Raw genomic sequence first — 17,978 nt, 5'->3', positions numbered from 1 at the left:
CGCGCTGGGGCGGTGAGGCCGAGCCGAGCCCGCGCCGGGAGAGCAGGGACGGGTCGGCTTCGGCGGGACCCCGGTTGCGCGTACCCCGAAGGTTTAGGCGGTGACCAGCACCTCGTCCATGCCACCTTCGGTGCGCCAGCCGCGCAGTAGCTCGTGGAAGGCGACCGGCCCCGGGCCGTAGGAGAAGCTGACCGGGCGCGGCTTGCCCTCGCCGTTGTAGTAGCCGGGCGTGCACTCGGACTGGAACTTGAAGTTGTCCGGCGCGGTCTCGCGGATCGTCGCCGCCCACGCCTCCTCGGCCTCCGGGGTGGGCTCGACGCGCAGGGCGCCACGCTTGTTCGCTTCGGCGACCACGGCGCCGATGTGGGTGGCCTGCTCCTGCAGGACGTGCACGAAGTTCACCGACGCGGCGTTCTGGATCGAGCCGAGATGGAACAGGTTGGGGAAACCGTGGCTGTAGAAGCCGTGCAGCGTGCGCGGGCCGTTGCGCCAGTGTCCGAGCAGCGGCAGGCCGCCGCGGCCGTGTACGGGCAGGGTGCCGGAGAGTACGCCGGAGATGCCCACCTCGAAGCCGGTGGCGAAGATGACGCAGTCGACCTCGTACTCGGTCTCGCCGACGACGACACCGGTCTCGGTCATCCGGGTGATGCCGCCGGTGTCGGCGGTGTCGACCAGGGTGACGTCCGGCCGGTTGAAGGCCTGCAGGTAGTGGTCGCTGAAGGTGGGCCGCTTGCACATGTAGCGGTACCAGGGCTTGAGCAGTTCGGCGACGGCCGGGTCCTCGACGATCTGGTCGACGCGGGCACGGATCTGGTCCATCTTGCGGAAGTCGGCGACCTCGTCGAGGTATTCGCGTTCCTCGTCGGACAGGTTGGTGTCCAGCGATCCGGTGAGCAGCTTGCGTTGCAGGCGGGCGGTGGCCGTCCAGCCGTCGTCGATGAGGTCCTCGTCGGCGTGACCGCCGGTGACGATGGTCAGGAAGTTCTCCATCCGCTCCTGCTGCCAGCCGGGTCGCAGCGAGGCGGCCCAGGCCGGGTCGGTGGGGCGGTTGTCGCGGACGTCGACCGAGGACGGGGTGCGCTGGAAGACGTACAGGTGTTCGGCGTCGCGGGCCAGGTGCGGGACGATCTGGATCGCGGTGGCGCCGGTGCCGACGACGCCGACCTTCTTGTCGGCGAGCTTGTGCAGGCCGCCCTCCTGGTCACCGCCGGTGTAGCCGTAGTCCCACCGGCTGGTGTGGAAGGTGTGGCCCCGGTAGTCCTCGATGCCGGGGATGCCGGGCAGTTTCGGCTGGGTCAGGGTGCCCGAGGAGATCACCACGTAGCGGGAGCGGAACTCGTCGCCGCGGTCGGTCCGCACGGTCCACTCGGCGGCGTCGTCGTCCCAGCGCAGTTCGGTGACCCGGGTGTGGAACAGGGCGTCGTCGTAGAGGCTGAAATGCTCGGCGATCGCGACGGCGTGCCGGCGGATCTCCTCGCCGGGGGCGTAGCGCCACTTCGGGACGTACCCGACCTCTTCCAGCAGTGGCATGTAGACCGTGGCCTCGACGTCGCAGTGCAGGCCGGGGTAGCGGTTCCAGTACCAGGTGCCGCCGAAGTCGCCGGCCTCGTCGATCATCCGCAGTTCCTGGACGCCGGCCTGCCGCAACCGGGCGCCGGTGACCAGCCCGCCGAAGCCGCCGCCGATCACGACCGCCTCGACCCGGTCGTGGACCGGAGCCCGCTCGGTGCGTTCGGTGTACGGGTCGGTGGCGTAGTAGCCGAACTCGCCGGCCGCACGCCGGTACTGGCCCGCCCCGTCCGGGCGGATGCGGCGCTCGCGTTCCGCCCGGTACCTCGCGCGCATGGCGTCGAGTTCCGCGGGCGAGAAGCGATGGGGCAGGTAGGGGATGGACATGCGGGACCTTTCGAGGGGATCGACCGGTGCGGCCCGCCCAATTTAAAGCAAGTGTCTGAACTTTTGGGGTTCCGACTGCCCTACTGTCCGAAAAGTTGGCTCTGCTGGGCCCGGTACAGGCCCTCGATCGCGTCGATCAGACCGGTCGTGGCGGCCGGCCAGTCCGGCTCCGCGGTCCGCTCCCGCTGCGCGCAGAAGTGCACGAGCAGCGTGTATGCCATGTCGTCGCGTTCCAGCCGCACCCGCGGCGAGAGGTCCGGCAGGCAGCGGTGCAACCCGTCGGTCACCGCCCGCAGCATGGGCGCGTCCCGGAGCTCGACCGCCGCGAGTTGGCGCAGATGCGGCTCGGTCATCACCTGGGCGGCGAATCGGGCGTACCAGCTGGGATCGCCGAGCGCCACCAGGTGGTCGGTGAACGGGCGGACCACGCAGGCGACCCAGTCGCGCAGCTCGGTGCTGCCGCCGTGCTCGGCGAGAAGCTCCCGCCGGATGCGTTCCATCGGCTCGCCGTGCCGCCGGACGATCGCCCGGACCAGGTCGGCCTTGGAACCGAAGTGATAGCCGACGGCGGCGTTGTTGCCCTGCCCGGCCGCCTCGCTGATCTGCCGGTTGGAGACCGCGGCGACACCGTGCTCGGCGAACAGCCGCTCGGCGGTCAGCAGGATGCTCTCCCGGGTGCCGGCCACCCGCGACGTGCGGTTCACCGCGCCAGCCCGGGGCGGATCAGGCCGGTCTCGTAGGCGACGATCACCGCCTGGGCCCGATCGCGCAGGTCCAGTTTGGCGAGAATCCGCTTCATGTGGGTCTTGACGGTCGACTCCTCGACGTACAACTCCACGGCGATCTCCGCGTTCGACAGGCCGCGCGCGACCAGCATCAGCACGTCACGCTCGCGGGCGGTCAGCCCCCGCAGCCGCTGGGCCGCCGCCGGGTCCGGCGGGGCGGCCGCCGCCATCTGATCGATCACGGTACGCGTGACCGACGGCGACAACAGCGAGTCCCCGGCCGCGATCGTATGGATCGCCTCGATCAGCTGCTCCGGCCGGGTCCGCTTCAGCAGGAACCCGGAAGCGCCGGCGCTCAACGCCCCGAACACGTAGTCGTCGTCCTCGAACGTGGTCAGGATCAGCACGCGCGCCGCGGGCACCGCCTCGCCCAGCTCCCGGGTCGCCGCGATGCCGTCCCGGCGCGGCATCCGCACGTCCATCAGCACGACGTCCGGCGCGGTGTCGCGGGCCAGCGTCACCGCCTCCAGGCCGTCCGCGGCCTCGCCGACGACCTCGATGGTGTCGTCGCTGGAGAGCACGGCCCGCAGCCCGGCGCGCATCAGGTCGTCGTCGTCGGCGATCAGCACCCGCAGCGGCCCGCCGGTCATGCGACGGCACCGGCCGTCGCCGGTGGGTCATACGGCAGACGGGCCCGCAGCCGGAACATCCCGGCGCCCTCGTCGTGCACCTCCAGGGTCCCGTCGAGCAGGGCGGCGCGCTCCCGCATCCCGACGATCCCCATGCCGCCGCCCGGCCGGTTCCGGTCGCCCACCGGGTTCCGGACCAGGATCTCGACCGCCGACTCCCCGTACGACATCCGCACGTCGGCCCGCCCCGAACCGTGCCGGGCCGCGTTGGTCAGCGCCTCCTGGAGGATCCGGTACGCCGCCCAGGCCACCCCGCTGGGCAGACCGCGGGGCGCCCCGTCGAACCGGGTCGAGACCTCGAGGCCGCCGGCGCGGTGCCGGTCGACGAGCTGCTCCAGGTCGGTGGTGCCGGCCGGTGCCGGAGCGGCGAGCCCGGTGTCCTCGCGCAGCGCCCGGACCAGACGGTCGATGTCGGCGATGGTGCTCTGCGCCACCTCCTCGATCGTCTCGATGGCGCGCAGCGACCGCTCGGGATCCCGGTCGTGCAGCAGCCGGGCGGCCCCCGCCTGCACAAGGATCACGTTTATCGCGTGCCCGGCCGAGTCGTGCAGCTCCCGGGCGATCCGGGTGCGTTCCTGAGCCGCGGCGAGCCGGCGCTGCCCGCGCAGCTCCTGGTCGCGCAGCCGGGCGTGCACCTCGAGCTCGGCGATCCGGTCGCGGCGCAGGCGGCTGCGGTCGCCGGCGGTCCACACCAGGGCGAACATGGTCGCCCACGCCACCATGCCGGACGACATGCTGCTCAGTGACGCGTCGCCGAGAAGCATCAGGGTCATCGTGAGCGGCACGAACGCGGCGACGCTCACCGCCGCCCACAGCCGCCGCCGGGGTGTGTCACCGCCGCCGACCGCCTCGGCCAGCATGTACGTCGCGATCAGCAGACCGGGCGGCACGTCCAGGGGGTAGGGGATGAGCGCCAGGGTGGCCGCCGCCGAGACGGCGAACGCCACGCCGGGAGCGCGGCGTGCCCACACCAGCGGCGCCACCGACGCGACGGCCAGCAGGAAGCCGGTCAGATCCAGCGAGCGGTAGCCGTCCGAGTCGCTGCCGAGACCGCCCTGATGCAACATCACCACCGTGAAGACGCCGGCGGCCAGCGCCGCCGCGGCGTCGACCGCGGCACGGCCGCGCTCTCCCAGATGCCACCTCACTCGCCAAGCGTACGGGCGGGGCGGTGCCCGGCGAGTCCCTCACCGGGAGCATCCGGCATCCCCCACAGGGGTACGCGCCGAGCCCTCTCCAGGGTGTTTCGGGGTAGTGACCGCGATTCATAGCGTCTGTCCCCGGCAGATCATCGAGGGAGGGTTCATGTCGGGAATCGCGGAGCAGGCCGAGGCACCACCCCGGGCCGGCCGGCGCAGCGTCTTCGAGCGGCTGGCCGGCTGGTCCTACCGGCGCCGCTGGACCGCGCTGCTGCTGTGGGTGCTCGTGCTCGCCGGTGTCACGGCCGGATCGGTCGTCGCCGGCGACGACTACCGCAACGACTTCACCCTGCCGGGCGCCGAGTCACAGCAGGCCCAGGACCTGCTCACCGACCGGATGCCGGCGCGGGCCGGTGCCACCCTGCAGATCGTCATGCGGGACGCGGGAGGCGTGGACCGGGCGGCTGTCGCCGGCATGCTGGACGAGGTGCGCGGGCTGCCGCACGTGGTGGAGGTGGTCAGCCCGGACAGCGCGGTGTCCGGGGACGGGACGATCGCGTACGCGACGGTGACCCTGGACGTCGGCGCCGAGGAGATGCCCGCCGAGGACACCCGCCGGATCATCGAGACGGCGCGGGCGGCCGGCGGTGACGGGCTGACCGTCGAGGTGGGCGGGGACCCGGCCCGGGCGGCCGAGGAGGCCGAGGGCGGCGCCGCCGAGGGCGCCGGGCTCCTCGCCGCGCTGGTGGTGCTGGTGCTGCTCTTCGGCTCGCTGCTGGCCGCGAGCCTGCCGATCGTCATCGCGGTGTTCGCCGTCGGTACGGCCATCGGCCTGGTCGTGCTCGCCTCGCACGTGGCGACGGTCGCCGACTTCACCACCCCGCTGCTCATCCTGGTCGGTCTCGGGGTGGGCATCGACTACGCGCTTCTCGTCTTCTCCCGGTTCCGCGGCGAGCTGGCCGCCGGGTCGGACCGGGCCACCGCGGTGCGTACCGCGCTGGACACGGCCGGCCGGACCGTCTTCTTCGCCGGCATGACCGTGATCATCGCCCTGCTCGGGCTGGTACTGCTCGGTCTCGGCGCGCTCCAGGGGGTGGCCGTGGCGCTGGCGGTCACCGTACTCGTGACCATGCTGGCCGCGCTGACGCTGCTGCCGGCGCTGCTCAGCCTGTTCGGCGCCCGCCTGGAACGCACGATGACCCGGCGGCGCGAGAAGGCCGCCCGGCGGGGTAAACCGCCGCGCGAGGAGGGCCGGCTCTGGCGCCGGTGGAGCGACGCGGTGGCCCGCCGTCCGTGGCCGGCCGTGCTGCTCCCGCTGGTGGCGCTGCTCGGGCTGGCCGCGCCGGTGCTCGACATGCGGCTCGGTTTCGCCGACGCCGGCAACGACGCCGGCAGCAAGACCAGCACCCGCGCGTACGAGCTGCTGGCCGAGGGCTTCGGTCCCGGCTTCAACGGCCCGCTGGTGATCGTCGTCGAGGGCGACGCGGCGGCGGCCCAGGCGGTCCAGCAGGCGGTCGCCGCCACGCCCGGCGTCGCCGCGGTCATCCCGCCCATCCCCGCCCCGGACGGCGGTGTGGCGACCGTGATCGCCTTCCCGGACTCGGCCCCGCAGGACGAGGCGACCGAGGAGCTGGTGGCCACCCTCCGCGAGGAACTGGCCCGCGACGACGCGACGGTGCTGGTCGGCGGGCCGACGGCCGCGGTCATCGGCGTCTCCACCGCGATCGCCGCCCGGCTCCCGCTGTTCGTCGCGGTCGTGGTGGGCCTGTCCGCGCTGCTGCTGCTCGTGCTCTTCCGCTCGCTGCTCATCCCGGTCAAGGCCGCGGTGCTGAACCTGCTCAGCGTGGGCGCGGCGATGGGCGTCATCACGCTGGTCTTCCAGCACGGCGCCTTCGGCGTGCCGCCCGGCCCGATCGAGGCGTACGTCCCGGTCATGATCTTCGCGATCGTGTTCGGCCTGTCGATGGACTACGAGGTGTTCCTGCTCGCCCGGATGCACGAGGAGTGGGAGCGGACCGCCGACGCGCGCGCCGCGGTACGCGAAGGCCTGGCCACGACCGGCCGGGTGGTCACCGCGGCGGCCGCGATCATGGTGGTGGTGTTCGGTGCGTTCGTGCTGTCACCGGACCGGATGCTCCAGCAGTTCGGCCTCGGCCTGGCGGTCGCCGTCCTGATCGACGCGGTGGTCATCCGATGCCTGCTGCTGCCCGCGGTGATGCACCTGTTCGGCGAGCGGGCCTGGTGGCTGCCGGCGGCAATGGCCCGCCGCCTGCCCCGATTGGCGCTGGAACATCAGTAGGTTTCTTCGCAGCACTGACGATCCGGGGCCGGCTGACTCGTCATCTGAGTAGCGGGGTCACGCTCGGATGAGAGGACAGGAAGATGCGTTACGCACTGTTGATGCACCACCAGGAGCCCGGTGACGGCGAGCTGAACCCGGAGGTGATCGCCGAGGCGCAGCGGGCGTTCGACGTCTACGCCAAGGCGCTCGAGCAGGCCGGGGTGCTGCTCTCGGCGGATGTCCTTCAGCCGACCCAGGGCACCACGACGGTCACCCGCAGGGAGGGCACGCTGCGGGTGCAGGACGGTCCGTTCGCCGAGACGAAGGAGGCCCTCGCCGGGGTGTTCCTGCTCGACGTACCCGATCTGGACGCGGCGATCGGCTGGGCGGAGAAGTGCCCGGGCGCCCAGTGGGGTGTGGTGGAGATCCGCCCGGTCGCGACCGCCTTCCTCGACGGCGGATGGACGAGCTGACCGGCGGGACAGCAGCGGCGGTGGCCGCCCGGGACAGTTACGGGCGGCTGCTGGCGCTGCTGTCGGCGGCGACCAGCGACCTCGCCGCGGCCGAGGACGCCCTGGCCGACGCGTTCGAGGCGGCCGTGCGGACCTGGCCCGGCCAGGGCGTACCGGCCAACCCGGACGGGTGGCTGCTGGCGGTGGCCCGCAACCGGCTGCGGGACTGGTGGAAGTCCGCGGCGGTCCAGCGCGGCGTGGCCCTCGACGCCGACCGGCACGCGCCGGTGCACGTCGACGACCTGGACGTCGACGCGATCCCGGACCGGCGGCTCGAACTGATGCTGGTGTGCGCGCACCCGGCGATCGACCGGGCGGTGCACACCCCGCTGATGCTCAACACCGTGCTCGGTTTCACCGCCGAACAGATCGGCCGGGCGTTCTCGATGCCGGCCTCGACGATGGCCACCCGCCTGGTACGCGCCAAGCGCCGCGTCAAGTCCGCCCGCATCCCCTTCCGGATCCCGGACCGCTCCGATCTGCCGGCCCGGATGGCCGCCGTGCTGGAGGCGGTCTACGGCGCCTACGTCATCGACTGGGCCACCACCGGGCCACAGGACCGGCGGCTGCCCGGGGAGGCGCTGCACCTGGCCGAGGTGCTGACCACCCTGGTCCCGGACGATCCGGAGGCGCACGGGCTGGCCGCGCTGGTGCAGCTGTCGGCGGCCCGCGCCGGGGCACGGACCGACGGCCAGGGCCGATTCGTGCCGCTCGCCGAGCAGGACCCGGCGCGGTGGGATCACCGGCTGATCGGCCGGGCGCACGAGCACCTGCGGGCCGCTCACGCGCGGGGACGGCTGGGCCGCTTCCAGATCGAGGCCGCCATCCAGGCGGTGCACTGCGCACGGGCACAGACCGGTGCGACCGACTGGCACTCCCTGCTGAACCTGCACCGGCTCCTTCAGGACGTGGCGCCGTCGCTCGGCGGCGGTGTCGCGCTCGCCGCGGTCACCGCCGAGGTGGACGGACCCGAAGCCGGGCTGGCCCTGCTCGAGCCGGCCCACCGCTTCCAGCCGGCCCGGGCGTTGCGCGCCCACCTGCTGGAACGGCTGGGCCGCCGCCCGGAGGCCGCCGCGGCGTACGAGGACGCCGTCGCCCTGACCCACGATCCCGCGGAACGGAGGTATCTGCGGGACCGTCTTCGGTCGGTACGGGAATAGCCGAAGGAGACGACCGGGACCGACTTCCGGTCACTGCTGAGGCCCGGCCCGCGGCCCTACGTTCGGATCATGAGCATCCGAACAGAGGTACGACTACCGGGCGCGACCGAACCGGCCGAACGGGCGCTCGGCCCGGACCTGGCGCGCGGGTTCATGCTGCTGTTCATCGCGCTCGCGAACACGCACTTCTTCCTGCGGTCCCCGGTGGTCTTCGGTGGCTATCCGCAGGACGGAACACCGGTCGACGCGGGGGTGATCTGGCTGCTGACGACGTTCGTGGACGGCCGGGCCTTCCCGATGTTCGGGCTGCTCTTCGGCTACGGCGTCGCGCAGATCGTGCGCCGGCAGCAGGAACGGGGCCGGTGGGGCGTACGCCGTCTGCTCTGGCGCCGCAGTGCCGTGCTGGTGGTAGTCGGCCTGGCCGACGCCATGCTGTTCTTCGTCGGAGACATCCTGGCGGCCTACGGTGTACTGCTGTTCGCCGGCGTCTGGCTGATCTTCTGGAAGGACCGCTGGCTGCTGGCGGTCGCCGTGGCGTTCCTGGCGCTGAACGCCGTGCCGAGCGATGACCTGTTCACGATCAGCCGGACCGGGCCGGACGCGGCGATGCTGCCGCCGGATCTGGCCGGCATGTTCACCGACCGGATTCCGGCGGCACTGTTCATCGCCGCACTCGGGCCGATCGGCTTCCTCTGCCCGTTCGCGGTGGGCCTGTGGGCCGGCCGCCGCCGCATCCTGGAACGGCCGGAGCAGCACCGGCGGCTGCTCGCGATCGTCGCCGCCGGTGGCCTGGGCGCCGCGGTGCTGGGCGCCCAGCCGATCGCGCTGCTGCTCGCCGGCGTGACCACCGCCCCGGACCAGCCGGCGCTGAACTGGTCGGCGGCGCTGCACAGCACGACCGGCACCCTCGGCGGATTCGGATACGCCGCCCTGATCGCGCTGCTCGCGGTGCGCCTCGGGCGACGGCGCGGCCCGGTCACCGAGGCGATCGTCGCCACCGGCCAGCGCTCGATGAGCTGCTACCTGATGCAGTCGGTGACCTGGGCGGTGGTGTTCACGCCGTTCCTGCTCGACCTGTCCGGCACGCTGACGGTCACCACCACGGCGCTGCTGGCGGCGGTGACCTGGGCGGTCACCGTCCTGATCGCCGACCGGATGCGCCGGGCCGGCCGGCGGGGCCCGTTCGAGACGCTCGTCCGCCGGGTCACCTACCGGCGGTGACCGCGAAACCCACACGCAACCGCCCCGCACCCGGATATGCCTGCATGCCCGCACCGCCACGCCGAAGAGCCGACCGGAAGCACGGCAACCGCAATGTCGTGACCGGCCGGACCGAGAGAGAATCCCATGAACGAGAACCTGGTTCTGATCGCCGAGGACGACCGCGACGTGCGCGAGTTGATCTCCTTCGCGCTGGAGAACGCCGGCTTCGAGACGCTCGGCGCCCGCGACGGCCGGACCGCCGCGAAGCTTCTCGCGGTCGCGGGCCCGGTCGCTCTGATCACCGACGTCCGGATGCCCGACATGAACGGCCTCGACCTGTGCCGGCTGGTCCGGGAGAACCCGGCAACCCGCGACACCGGCATCCTGATGCTCTCGGCCGGCGTCCACCAGTACGACGTCGCCGCCGGCATGACCGCCGGCGCCGACCGCTACCTGCCCAAGCCGGTCTCTCCGCGCCGGCTGGTGGAGGAGTTGCGCTCGGTGATCACCGAAAAGGCATTGAGGTACGCGTAACGAGCCGGCCCAACGTGGGTGCTGTCTGGCGGCCGTCGAGACAGCATTGAGCGTGGGCCAAGCAAGATCACCGCTTGGGGGCCCTGACTACGGAAGCGCTCTAGCCGGGGCTCAGGTGGCCCTGGCAAGTGTCGCCGTTCTCGTCGCTGGCCGTGCCGTCCGGGCAGGTCGTACGCGACCAGACAACCTTCACAAGGGACGCGCCCGTCAGATCGGCGCCGGTGAGGTCCGCGCCGGTCAGGTCGGCGCCGTCGAGCTTGGCGTTGCGCAGGTCGGCGTCGCGCAGGAACGCTCCGGTGAGCCGGGCGTTGCGCAGGTCGGCCGTGACGGTTTTCGGCGGTGGGTTGGCGGCCCACGCGTACGCGATGATCCCGATGGCCGCGACCAGCGCCGCCACCAGTAACCGCCGCAGGCAGCGTTCGAACGTCGCCTTGAGCGCCTCGTGGCTGGCCACGTCCTCGACCGCCTCGATGCGCCGGTCCATCGCCTCGATCCGTTCGCGCAGGCGCGGGTCGGCGCCCGGCTTGCCGAGCTGGGCGACCATCCCGGCCCGCCGGCTGATCAGCTCACCGGGGCTCTTGGTGCCTTGCAGGAACTTCGGCCGGCGTTTCAGGAACTCCACCACCGGCCGCAGCCGCGGCGACGGATCGTCCCAGTTGTCGGCGAGGTCGGAGACCAGCACCTGCATCGGCAGCAGCACCCGGACCGCGCCGGCGATCGCGAACACCACGGCTCCGAGCCCGAGCAAGGCGCCGGCACCGGCCACCCAGAGCCGGGCGGTGGCGGCGCTGGTCGGCCAGCCGACGTCGAGACGGCCGATGCCGGCCAGCTGGCTGCCGGCGATCAGCGCGGCACCGACGCCGGCCGCGCTGGCGATCAGCCACTTCGCGGTGTCGCGGATGCGCTGGTTGGCGAGGACGAGCGGGGACGGGGTCGGTTCCAGGTCCGGCGCGGTCATCGGCGTCACCCCGAGTGCGAGGGGCGGGTCACTACGATCGGCGGCAGATCGTCGTCGCCGATCTCCGGCATCCGGGGTACCGCCCGCACGTCGGCATGGTTGAAACCGACGTCGCCGACACCCTGCACCCGCTCGGTGAGCGGCCGGTCGACCGTCACCGCCCGGCCGTAGTAGGCGAGCACGGCGGCGATCTCACCGACCGACAGCCGCGCCTCGGCGTCGACGGCCGGGCCGGCGGTCACTCGTTCGGCGGAATAGCCCAGCACCAGAGCGTCCGGGGTGAGCTCGGCGCCGAACAGCGGTGCCACGAACGGGGTGTCCCGGTCGGCGGGGAACGAGACCAGCAGCGGCTGCACCGAACCGTCGGCGATGTAGACGGTGCCGACCCGGCCGAGTGGCCGGCCGTCGGCGGACCGGACCTCGATCGACAGTAGACGGCCGGCGTCGGAAACTTGCATGGTCACCTTCCGCGAGTGACTGGTTACGATGACTGCCCAGTTTGAGCGTCGCTGCCGTTTCGCCGAGGAGCATACTTGTCCGGGCCGTCAGGGGTGGGCTTCTCCAACCCGATCCTGTACATCGAGGAGCTTCGGCGTTTCCCGCTGAACCGGTCCCGGGTTCCGGCGCCCGGGACGGCACTGGTGTTCCGTACCCGGGCCGGCCAGTTGCGGGTGCCGCCGGGCGGCTGGACGGCCGGTGAGATGCTCCTCTTCGGACCGCGCACCGGCTACCGCATCGACACCGCACCGCACGGCTTCCGGGCGTCGTTCCCGATCGGAGCGTCGCTCACCGCCGACGTCGAGGGCCGCTGGACGGTCGTCGACCCGGTCGAGGTGGTCGCCAACCGGATCAGCGACCTGGAGTACGCCTGCGTCACCGAGCTGCGCGAGCACGTCACCGCCGCGCTCGATCCCAAGGCGGACACCGCCGACGAGGTACGCGAACGGCTGACCACCGCCTTCGCCGACGGTGTGACCGTGCCCGGCGGCGTACGGCTGGACGAACTGCGGGTCTCCGTGTCCGCCACCGACGTCCTCACCGGCGAACGCGTCATCCAGGCGCTGGTCGCCGACGACGAGGAACCCGACCCCGGCGATCCCGGCGGTGCCGACCCGGCCCAGCTGGTCCAGGAGCTGACCGAACTGGCCCGCCAGGCGCTCGCCGAGCACGGCACCGAAGGCGCGGCCGGGCGCGCGCTCGCCCGCTTCCACGACGTGGTGACCCGGATGGGTGACGTCCTCGATGACCGGTGACGCCCTCGGTCTCTACGACCTTCTCTCCGACTGGCTGCGACAACAGCTGACCTGGCTGCCCGGCGAACTCCGCGGCTACCTGGTGGTGCCGATCGTGGTCGCCGTGCTGTTGGTGACGCCCCGCTTCGTCGTGCACCGGGTGCTCCCGTGGATCGGCCGCTACCTGCTGATCCCGGCGGTCAGCGTGGTCACCGCCGTGCTTGTCACCGCCGCGCTGCTGGTCGACGTCGGTTTCGCGCGGCTGTTCCGGTTGTTCCGGCTGCCACTGACCGCCGCCCACTACGCGATCGGCGACTGGGCGATCACCGGCTCCCGCGGGGTGCGAGGGGTGACCCGCTACCGGGTCCTCCAGTTCGGATGGTGGCTGGCCCGGTTCAACTCGACGCTGCTGCTCCTGGCCGGGGTGGCTCTGGTCATCGCCTGGAGCCGCGGCTACTGCACGCGCCACCCGGCGGCCGGCTGCGCCGACCCGATCGGCGCCTGGTGGCAGCAGACCCGCACGGCCCTGCCCGACATCCGGGTGCCGTGGGCATGACGCCTTGATGCCTGTCCAGGGTCGAGGTTTGCTCGCCGGTCACGCGTACCGAGGAAGTGGGGTTCAGGCGTCGAGGGCGGCGGCCACGCTGGGGAAGGTCGGGAAGTACGTGCTCAGCCCTACCGTGTCCAGCAACGCGGCGAGGAAGGGGTTGGCTCCGGCCAGGCGGAGCCAGCCGCCTCGGGCGAGGATCACCTGGCGGGACGTGATCAGGGCGCTCAGGCCCACGCTGTCGCAGAACTTCAGCGCGGTCAGGTCGACCACGATGCGCGGCACCGGGCGTTCGAGCAGCTGGCTGAGCGTGGCCTGCAGCTGGGGGGCGGTGTCGGCGTCGAGTTCGCCCCGCAGGTGCAGGACGGCTACGTCCGAGCGGTCTTCGGTGACCGTCGCGATGGCGGTGGCTCCGATGCCGGCCGGCATGGGTTGCCCGGGCTGCCGGGGGCTGTCCGGTGCCGGCCGGGCGGCGGAAGGGCGGGCGCCGGGATGCGGACCTGCGGCATCCCCTGACCCGCGCTCGTGCTCCTCCGCAATGCGGCGGACGGCGTCGACCTGCCGGCGGGACGTACGCCGGCGCAGCCGGCGGGCACCCTCGGAGCCGAGCGAGGACTGCTCGATCAGGGCTTCGAACTCGTCGTCATTCGCCGGCATCGCCGTCACCTCCCGTCCCGGTCCGCTGCCTGGCTCTGGTACGCCACCGGTACAGGATGCCCTCGACGGTGCGCGGCGAGGGCATGGAGAGCAGTTCGGCGATCTCCTCCTGGTGGTAGCCGGCGAGGTTCAATGCGACCACCGCCGCGGTCCGCTCGTCCAGGCCGCGCAGTTCCTCCTGGACGCGCAGGCCACCGAGCGCGATCGCGGCCGGGTCGTTGAGCGGGCTGCCGTACGGCTGCAACAGCACCCCCTCCGCGTGCGCGGCTCTGGTGTATCGGTTCTGGTAGGCCCGGTACTCGCGGAACTGGTTCGGGAACACGTAGAGGGTGGCGCCCATGAAGTAGGTGGGCAGGCTCGCGCCGGAGTCGCTCCGCCAGCCACCGTCGACCAGCGCCTGCCGGCGGAATCGGGGGAGCGTGAGCGCGACCGTCATGTTGGCCAGTTCCTCGCGCAGGTCCGAGTTCCGGTGCAGCTCGGCCAGCTCCTGGCCGGTGGGCTTGAGCGGGAAGCCGCGAGCGGCGGTGAGCTGGAAGATGTAGCCCGAGTGCAGCCACCCGCGCAGCACCGCGAGCCCGTACGCGGCCAGTTCCTCCTCGAACCGGCGGTAGCGCCGCCCGGTGAAGTCCTCGGCCGCGAGGGCGTCCCGCAGCTTCCGGTCGCCGATCCGGCGTCGCAGCTGCTCCTGACGGTCGGCGGCGGGCCCGTTGCCCACCGCTTCGTCGTCGTGCCGGGCCACTGTCGCCGCTGCCTCTCCGGTTCTATCGGCTCGCCTGGAGCCGTGTCCTGGATGACCTTCCTAAGTGCGCCGGTGCCGAGTTCCCCACGGGCTCCGCCGGACTTTTTCCGGCCGTGGGTTGAGTCGCACTGTGGCACGTAATACGGGGCGTTTGTCGCACAAACCGGAGGTCTGATGATGCCGTTACTGACAGTGCGCACCACGGTCATCCTGCTGGTGGCGCTCGTGGTGGGTGTGCTGGCCGGAGTGCTGTCCTACCTGGCCGACCGCTCCCTTCCCGGTGCGGTGCTCTGGGGCGGGGGCGCGGCGGGTGCGGCGGTGGCGCTGTTCCACAGCCTCATCGGGCGTACCTGATGGACGTGCTCAACCGAGGGTTTCCAGCCAGATCAGCACTGGCAGGGCCCAGCGCCGCGTCACGCAGCCGGCCCGTTCCCACAGCGGCGCTCCGGTGGTCTGTGCCAGGGCGGTCAGCAGCGAATGGGCCGCCGACCGGTCCCGCTTCTGCACGCCGTACGCCACCGCCGCGGTGGCCCGCAACCGCACCGGCAGGCCGGTGTCATCGGCCAGCGTGCGCATGTCGTCGACGTCGACGCGGGTGAGCAGCGCCTCGAGCACGGCTCGCTGTTCGCGTCTCGGCGTCCGCGGCACGTGCAGCCGCTGCCGCAGCAGCGTGGTCACGTCGTCGTCCCGTTCGGGCACCTGCCGGGCGTAGTCGAGCAGCAGGTGGAGCCGGTCGTACCAGGGGGCGGCGTGGTCGGCGGCGAGCAGGGTCACGGCTTGCCAGGAGACCGGCTCCCACGGGGAGGCGACCGGCCCGCGCCTGGCCGCGGTGGGGCGGCCGAGCCTGGTGATCACGTCCGTCCGAGACTCCCAGCCGACGGGCCGGGTACGGATGAGCCGGCCCACCGTGGACGCCGCCTGCCGGACACCGGCCCCGGCGGCCAGCCGGCGGACCGCGAGCCGGGTGGCGTCGTCGAGCGGCGCCGTCCACGGTGTGACCGCCTGCCAGGTCTGTTCGGCCAGCTCGTCGCCGAGGTCGACCAGATCCGGCGGCGCCTGAGCCGGCCGGTACACGTCCATGCAGAGCACCAGCAGCGAGCCGGCCTCCTCGCGATCGGCGTCCGGACGGCTCGGGTCGAGCATGCGGCGCAGCAGCGCGGCGGCCGCGGCCGGCATCTCCCCGGCGCGGTGCAGCAGGTCCAGGGCCGTCATCCGCAGGCCGAGGTCGTGAGCGGTCTCCACGTACTGGGCGAGCCGCTGCACCGCGTGCCGCCGTTCGTGCCGGGGTGCCACCTCGACGACGACGTACAGCGCCCACAGCCGGTCGGCCTCACGCAGCTCGGTGCCGTACGCGAGTTTGAGCAGCTCGGCGAGGCCGATCTGGTGATCCGCGGGATTCTCGCTGGTGACCAGGACCCGGGCGGCCTCGGCGCGTTTGCGGATGGACAGCCCGCCGTCGCCGACCAGCCGGACCACCCGGGCCGCGTCCCGGGTGCGTTGCAGGATCGCCCGCAGTACGTCGACGACCGCCGGCGCGTCGGCGACCTGCCGCACGGCCGTCTCGGCGAGTTCGATGATCTCGCTGGTGTCGCCGGAGACCAGGACCCCACCGTCCTGGATCATCGCGGCGGCCTGGCGCAGGTGCGGGTACTGCCGTTTCTCGCCGGGCGCCATCAGCGCCTCGACGACCGGCCGGGTGTCGTGGCCGGCGTCGCCCCAGGCCGCCAGGGTGAACAGGCCGAGGCTGTCCGCGCCGCTGCGCCGTACCCGTTGCAGCCAGGCGTCCGGGTCGAACTCGTCGACCAGCTTCAGCGAGGCGAGATATTCGGCGAAGCTCTGGTGGATGAAGACCAGATCGTCGCCGTAGACCGCCACCAGGCCGGTGTCGACCAGCAGGTCGCGCAGGTGCTCGACGGTGACGCCGAGCGGCGGCCGGGGATACTGCTCGCGCAGCCAGTCCTGGAGGGCGTCGCCGAGCCGCCGGCGATGCCGCAGGTACTGCACGGCGAGGAAGCTCAGGCAGGCGAGCCGGTCGTCGAGCATCCGCTCGCCGAACGCCTCCGCCTGCTGCCCCAGCCGGGCGAGTTGCTCGCGCAGCGCCGACCGTACGCCGATCCGCTGCTCCCGCAGGGTCAGCAGCACCCGGACGAACGTCTCGTACAGGCCGGCCCGGTCGAGGGGGAGTGGCAGGTTCGGCTTCTCCTCGTAGACGATCGCGGCGATGGTGGCCAGCAGTGGCACCTCCACGAGCGGTGCCAGCCCGGCGGTGCCGATCGCCTCGAGGAAGTCGGCGGGCTCGACCGGGGACTGTTCGGCGTCCGCCGGGCGGAACCAGTTGGCGGCGAACTGGCGTACCGCCTCCCAGTCGAAGGGGCGCAGATCGTACTCGCCGAGCCGCTTGGTGCGGTCGCTGCCGGTCAGGCTGGCGTGCAGCCGGGCGAACTCGCGGTCGTCGAGCGGGCGGCTGGCCACCACGAACCGGGTGGTGGAGCCGTACCGGCCGACCCGGAAGCCGAGCACGTCGACCAGTTCCCGGCGCCGGCCCCGGTCGAGCACCTCGTCCAGGCCGTCCACCAGGATCAGCCAGTCGGCGCCCGGCACCGGCGGCTGCTCGAAGTGTTCCGGGGTGAGCAGGACGTCGAGGCGGCCACCGAGGTCGTTGTTGACGGCCCTGGCCAGCGAGGCGTACCAGGCGCCGCCCAGCAGGTCCTGGGCCGCGGCGCGGACCGCGACCACCCGGCCCAGCGGCGGCTCGGGCGCGCCGTCCGGCTCGTGCAGCCACCAGCCGGCGGACGTCGCCACCAGCTGCTGGATCAGCGTGCTCTTCCCGCCGCCCGCACCGCCGACGAGCAGCGCGTTGCGGTGCCGGTGCAGCAGCTCGACCGGGCTGATCACCTGTGCCCCGGCCGTGCTGGCCCGGGTGCGCTGCTCGACGTAGACACTGGACAGCGGCGGCGGTTCGCGCCGGGTCAGCGTCGCCACCCGGTACGGGTACCGCTTGGCGACCTCGCGCTGCGCGGTCAGCAGCATGTGCAGCGGTGTACCGGCCTGCGGCCGCACGAGCGGCGGAAGATCGCTCATGTGGGCCCGCAGCAGCCGCTTGTGCAGCCGGAACGACCGTTTGATCTCCCACGCCGGGATCATGTAGGCGCTGTTGCCCTGGGCGAGCCGCCCCGACTTGAGCATGCCGCGCACGCTCTCCGAGCCGTCCGCCTCGACCACCGGTGATCCGCTCATGCCGGGCACGATGTGGGCGTCGCTGAGCAGCTGGTAGCGGTCCGACTCGCCGAGCACCGGCACCCGGCGGCGTTCCAGTGCCACCGCACCGGTCGGGTTGTTGATGCTGAACCCCTCGACGAACAGCGACTCCAGCCTGCGGTCCAGGGCGCTGTCGTCCAGGAAGACGGCCGGGTTGTCGAAGGTGTCGACGCCGATGAACGCGATGTCCGGCCCGGGGTAGTAGCGGGCACCGTCGCGGCTCGCCGGGTCGCGTACCAGCACCCGCCCGCGCAGGTCCGGCCCCGACCAGCCGATCACGACGTCCTCGTCGTGCTCGATCACGTGCGCGCACGTCACGACGGTCCGCGCGGCCACGAAGAACCCGGTGCCGCGGAAGTCGCCACCCGTCGACCAGATCTTCACGAGCGCCGGACCGGCCATCGGACTCCCTCCCGCACGCTTCCGGGGTCCGAGCGTATCGATACCC

The 17,978-nt window shown here is 72.5% G+C and carries 17 protein-coding genes; 8 read left to right on the top strand and 9 right to left on the bottom strand.

The features are described from left to right. Positions 1-93 precede the first annotated feature (93 nt). The 4 genes from I4J89_RS29080 to I4J89_RS51625 all read right to left on the bottom strand — a co-directional run bounded on the left by I4J89_RS29080 (position 94) and on the right by I4J89_RS51625 (position 4,458). Positions 94-1,896, bottom strand: coding sequence for a flavin-containing monooxygenase (locus I4J89_RS29080; RefSeq protein WP_196417287.1), 1,803 nt, complete (start codon positions 1,894-1,896; stop codon positions 94-96). 80 nt (positions 1,897-1,976) lie between these two features. Continuing rightward, on the bottom strand, positions 1,977-2,600 hold the full coding sequence (locus tag I4J89_RS29075) for a TetR/AcrR family transcriptional regulator (RefSeq protein ID WP_196417286.1): 624 nt from the start codon (positions 2,598-2,600) through the stop codon (positions 1,977-1,979). Next, the gene (locus I4J89_RS29070) at positions 2,597-3,271 is read right to left on the bottom strand and encodes a response regulator (protein ID WP_196417285.1); all 675 of its coding nucleotides are present in this window, start codon (positions 3,269-3,271) and stop codon (positions 2,597-2,599) included. The genes I4J89_RS29075 and I4J89_RS29070 overlap by 4 nt, the downstream gene beginning before the upstream one ends. Next, positions 3,268-4,458, bottom strand: a complete 1,191-nt coding sequence (locus tag I4J89_RS51625) for a sensor histidine kinase (protein ID WP_309238518.1) — start codon at positions 4,456-4,458, stop codon at positions 3,268-3,270. Before I4J89_RS51625 ends, I4J89_RS29070 begins: the two co-directional genes overlap by 4 nt. A gap of 157 nt (positions 4,459-4,615) precedes the next feature. Here I4J89_RS51625 and I4J89_RS29060 point away from each other — a divergent pair, with 157 nt between their 5' ends. From I4J89_RS29060 to I4J89_RS29040, 5 genes are all read left to right on the top strand, one after another. After that, entirely contained in the window at positions 4,616-6,748 is a 2,133-nt protein-coding gene (locus tag I4J89_RS29060; protein WP_196417284.1) for an MMPL family transporter, read from the top strand. An 83-nt stretch (positions 6,749-6,831) separates the two neighbouring features. Continuing rightward, positions 6,832-7,203, top strand: a complete 372-nt coding sequence (locus tag I4J89_RS29055) for a YciI family protein (RefSeq protein ID WP_196417283.1) — start codon at positions 6,832-6,834, stop codon at positions 7,201-7,203. Beyond that, entirely contained in the window at positions 7,191-8,402 is a 1,212-nt protein-coding gene (locus I4J89_RS29050; RefSeq protein WP_196417282.1) for an RNA polymerase sigma factor, read from the top strand. Before I4J89_RS29055 ends, I4J89_RS29050 begins: the two co-directional genes overlap by 13 nt. A gap of 69 nt (positions 8,403-8,471) precedes the next feature. Beyond that, positions 8,472-9,623, top strand: coding sequence for a DUF418 domain-containing protein (locus I4J89_RS29045; RefSeq protein ID WP_196417281.1), 1,152 nt, complete (start codon positions 8,472-8,474; stop codon positions 9,621-9,623). A 126-nt stretch (positions 9,624-9,749) separates the two neighbouring features. Next, positions 9,750-10,139, top strand: coding sequence for a response regulator transcription factor (locus I4J89_RS29040; protein ID WP_196417280.1), 390 nt, complete (start codon positions 9,750-9,752; stop codon positions 10,137-10,139). A 100-nt stretch (positions 10,140-10,239) separates the two neighbouring features. On the opposite strand, the gene I4J89_RS49965 is transcribed toward I4J89_RS29040, so the two are convergent. Together I4J89_RS49965 and I4J89_RS29030 are read right to left on the bottom strand one after the other, a co-directional pair. Continuing rightward, complete coding sequence (locus tag I4J89_RS49965) at positions 10,240-11,097, bottom strand: pentapeptide repeat-containing protein (RefSeq protein WP_230859775.1); 858 nt, start codon at positions 11,095-11,097, stop codon at positions 10,240-10,242. Between the two features lie 5 nt (positions 11,098-11,102). Next, on the bottom strand, positions 11,103-11,555 hold the full coding sequence (locus I4J89_RS29030; protein ID WP_196417279.1) for a hypothetical protein: 453 nt from the start codon (positions 11,553-11,555) through the stop codon (positions 11,103-11,105). Between the two features lie 75 nt (positions 11,556-11,630). Between I4J89_RS29030 and I4J89_RS29025 the strand changes: the two genes are divergently transcribed. Both I4J89_RS29025 and I4J89_RS29020 read left to right on the top strand, forming a co-directional pair. Next, positions 11,631-12,350 (top strand): hypothetical protein, encoded by a 720-nt coding sequence (locus I4J89_RS29025; RefSeq protein WP_196417278.1) that lies wholly within the window; start codon positions 11,631-11,633, stop codon positions 12,348-12,350. Continuing rightward, on the top strand, positions 12,340-12,885 hold the full coding sequence (locus tag I4J89_RS29020; protein ID WP_196417277.1) for a hypothetical protein: 546 nt from the start codon (positions 12,340-12,342) through the stop codon (positions 12,883-12,885). Before I4J89_RS29025 ends, I4J89_RS29020 begins: the two co-directional genes overlap by 11 nt. Positions 12,886-12,948: 63 nt before the next feature. On the opposite strand, the gene I4J89_RS51620 is transcribed toward I4J89_RS29020, so the two are convergent. Next, positions 12,949-13,533, bottom strand: a complete 585-nt coding sequence (locus I4J89_RS51620) for an STAS domain-containing protein (protein ID WP_309238517.1) — start codon at positions 13,531-13,533, stop codon at positions 12,949-12,951. After that, complete coding sequence (locus I4J89_RS29010; RefSeq protein ID WP_196417276.1) at positions 13,520-14,272, bottom strand: hypothetical protein; 753 nt, start codon at positions 14,270-14,272, stop codon at positions 13,520-13,522. The genes I4J89_RS51620 and I4J89_RS29010 overlap by 14 nt, the downstream gene beginning before the upstream one ends. A 174-nt stretch (positions 14,273-14,446) precedes the next feature. Here I4J89_RS29010 and I4J89_RS29005 point away from each other — a divergent pair, with 174 nt between their 5' ends. After that, positions 14,447-14,626, top strand: a complete 180-nt coding sequence (locus I4J89_RS29005) for a hypothetical protein (protein ID WP_196417275.1) — start codon at positions 14,447-14,449, stop codon at positions 14,624-14,626. Positions 14,627-14,635: 9 nt separating this feature from the next. Here I4J89_RS29005 and I4J89_RS29000 read toward each other — a convergent pair whose 3' ends face one another. Beyond that, positions 14,636-17,932, bottom strand: coding sequence for a serine protease (locus I4J89_RS29000; RefSeq protein WP_196417274.1), 3,297 nt, complete (start codon positions 17,930-17,932; stop codon positions 14,636-14,638). Between the last annotated feature and the right edge of the window lie 46 nt (positions 17,933-17,978).

The organism is Actinoplanes aureus, assembly GCF_015704865.1.
In the GTDB taxonomy this organism is placed as follows: Bacteria; Actinomycetota; Actinomycetes; order Mycobacteriales; family Micromonosporaceae; genus Actinoplanes; species Actinoplanes aureus.
This window is presented reverse-complemented; position numbering and strand designations above follow the sequence as displayed.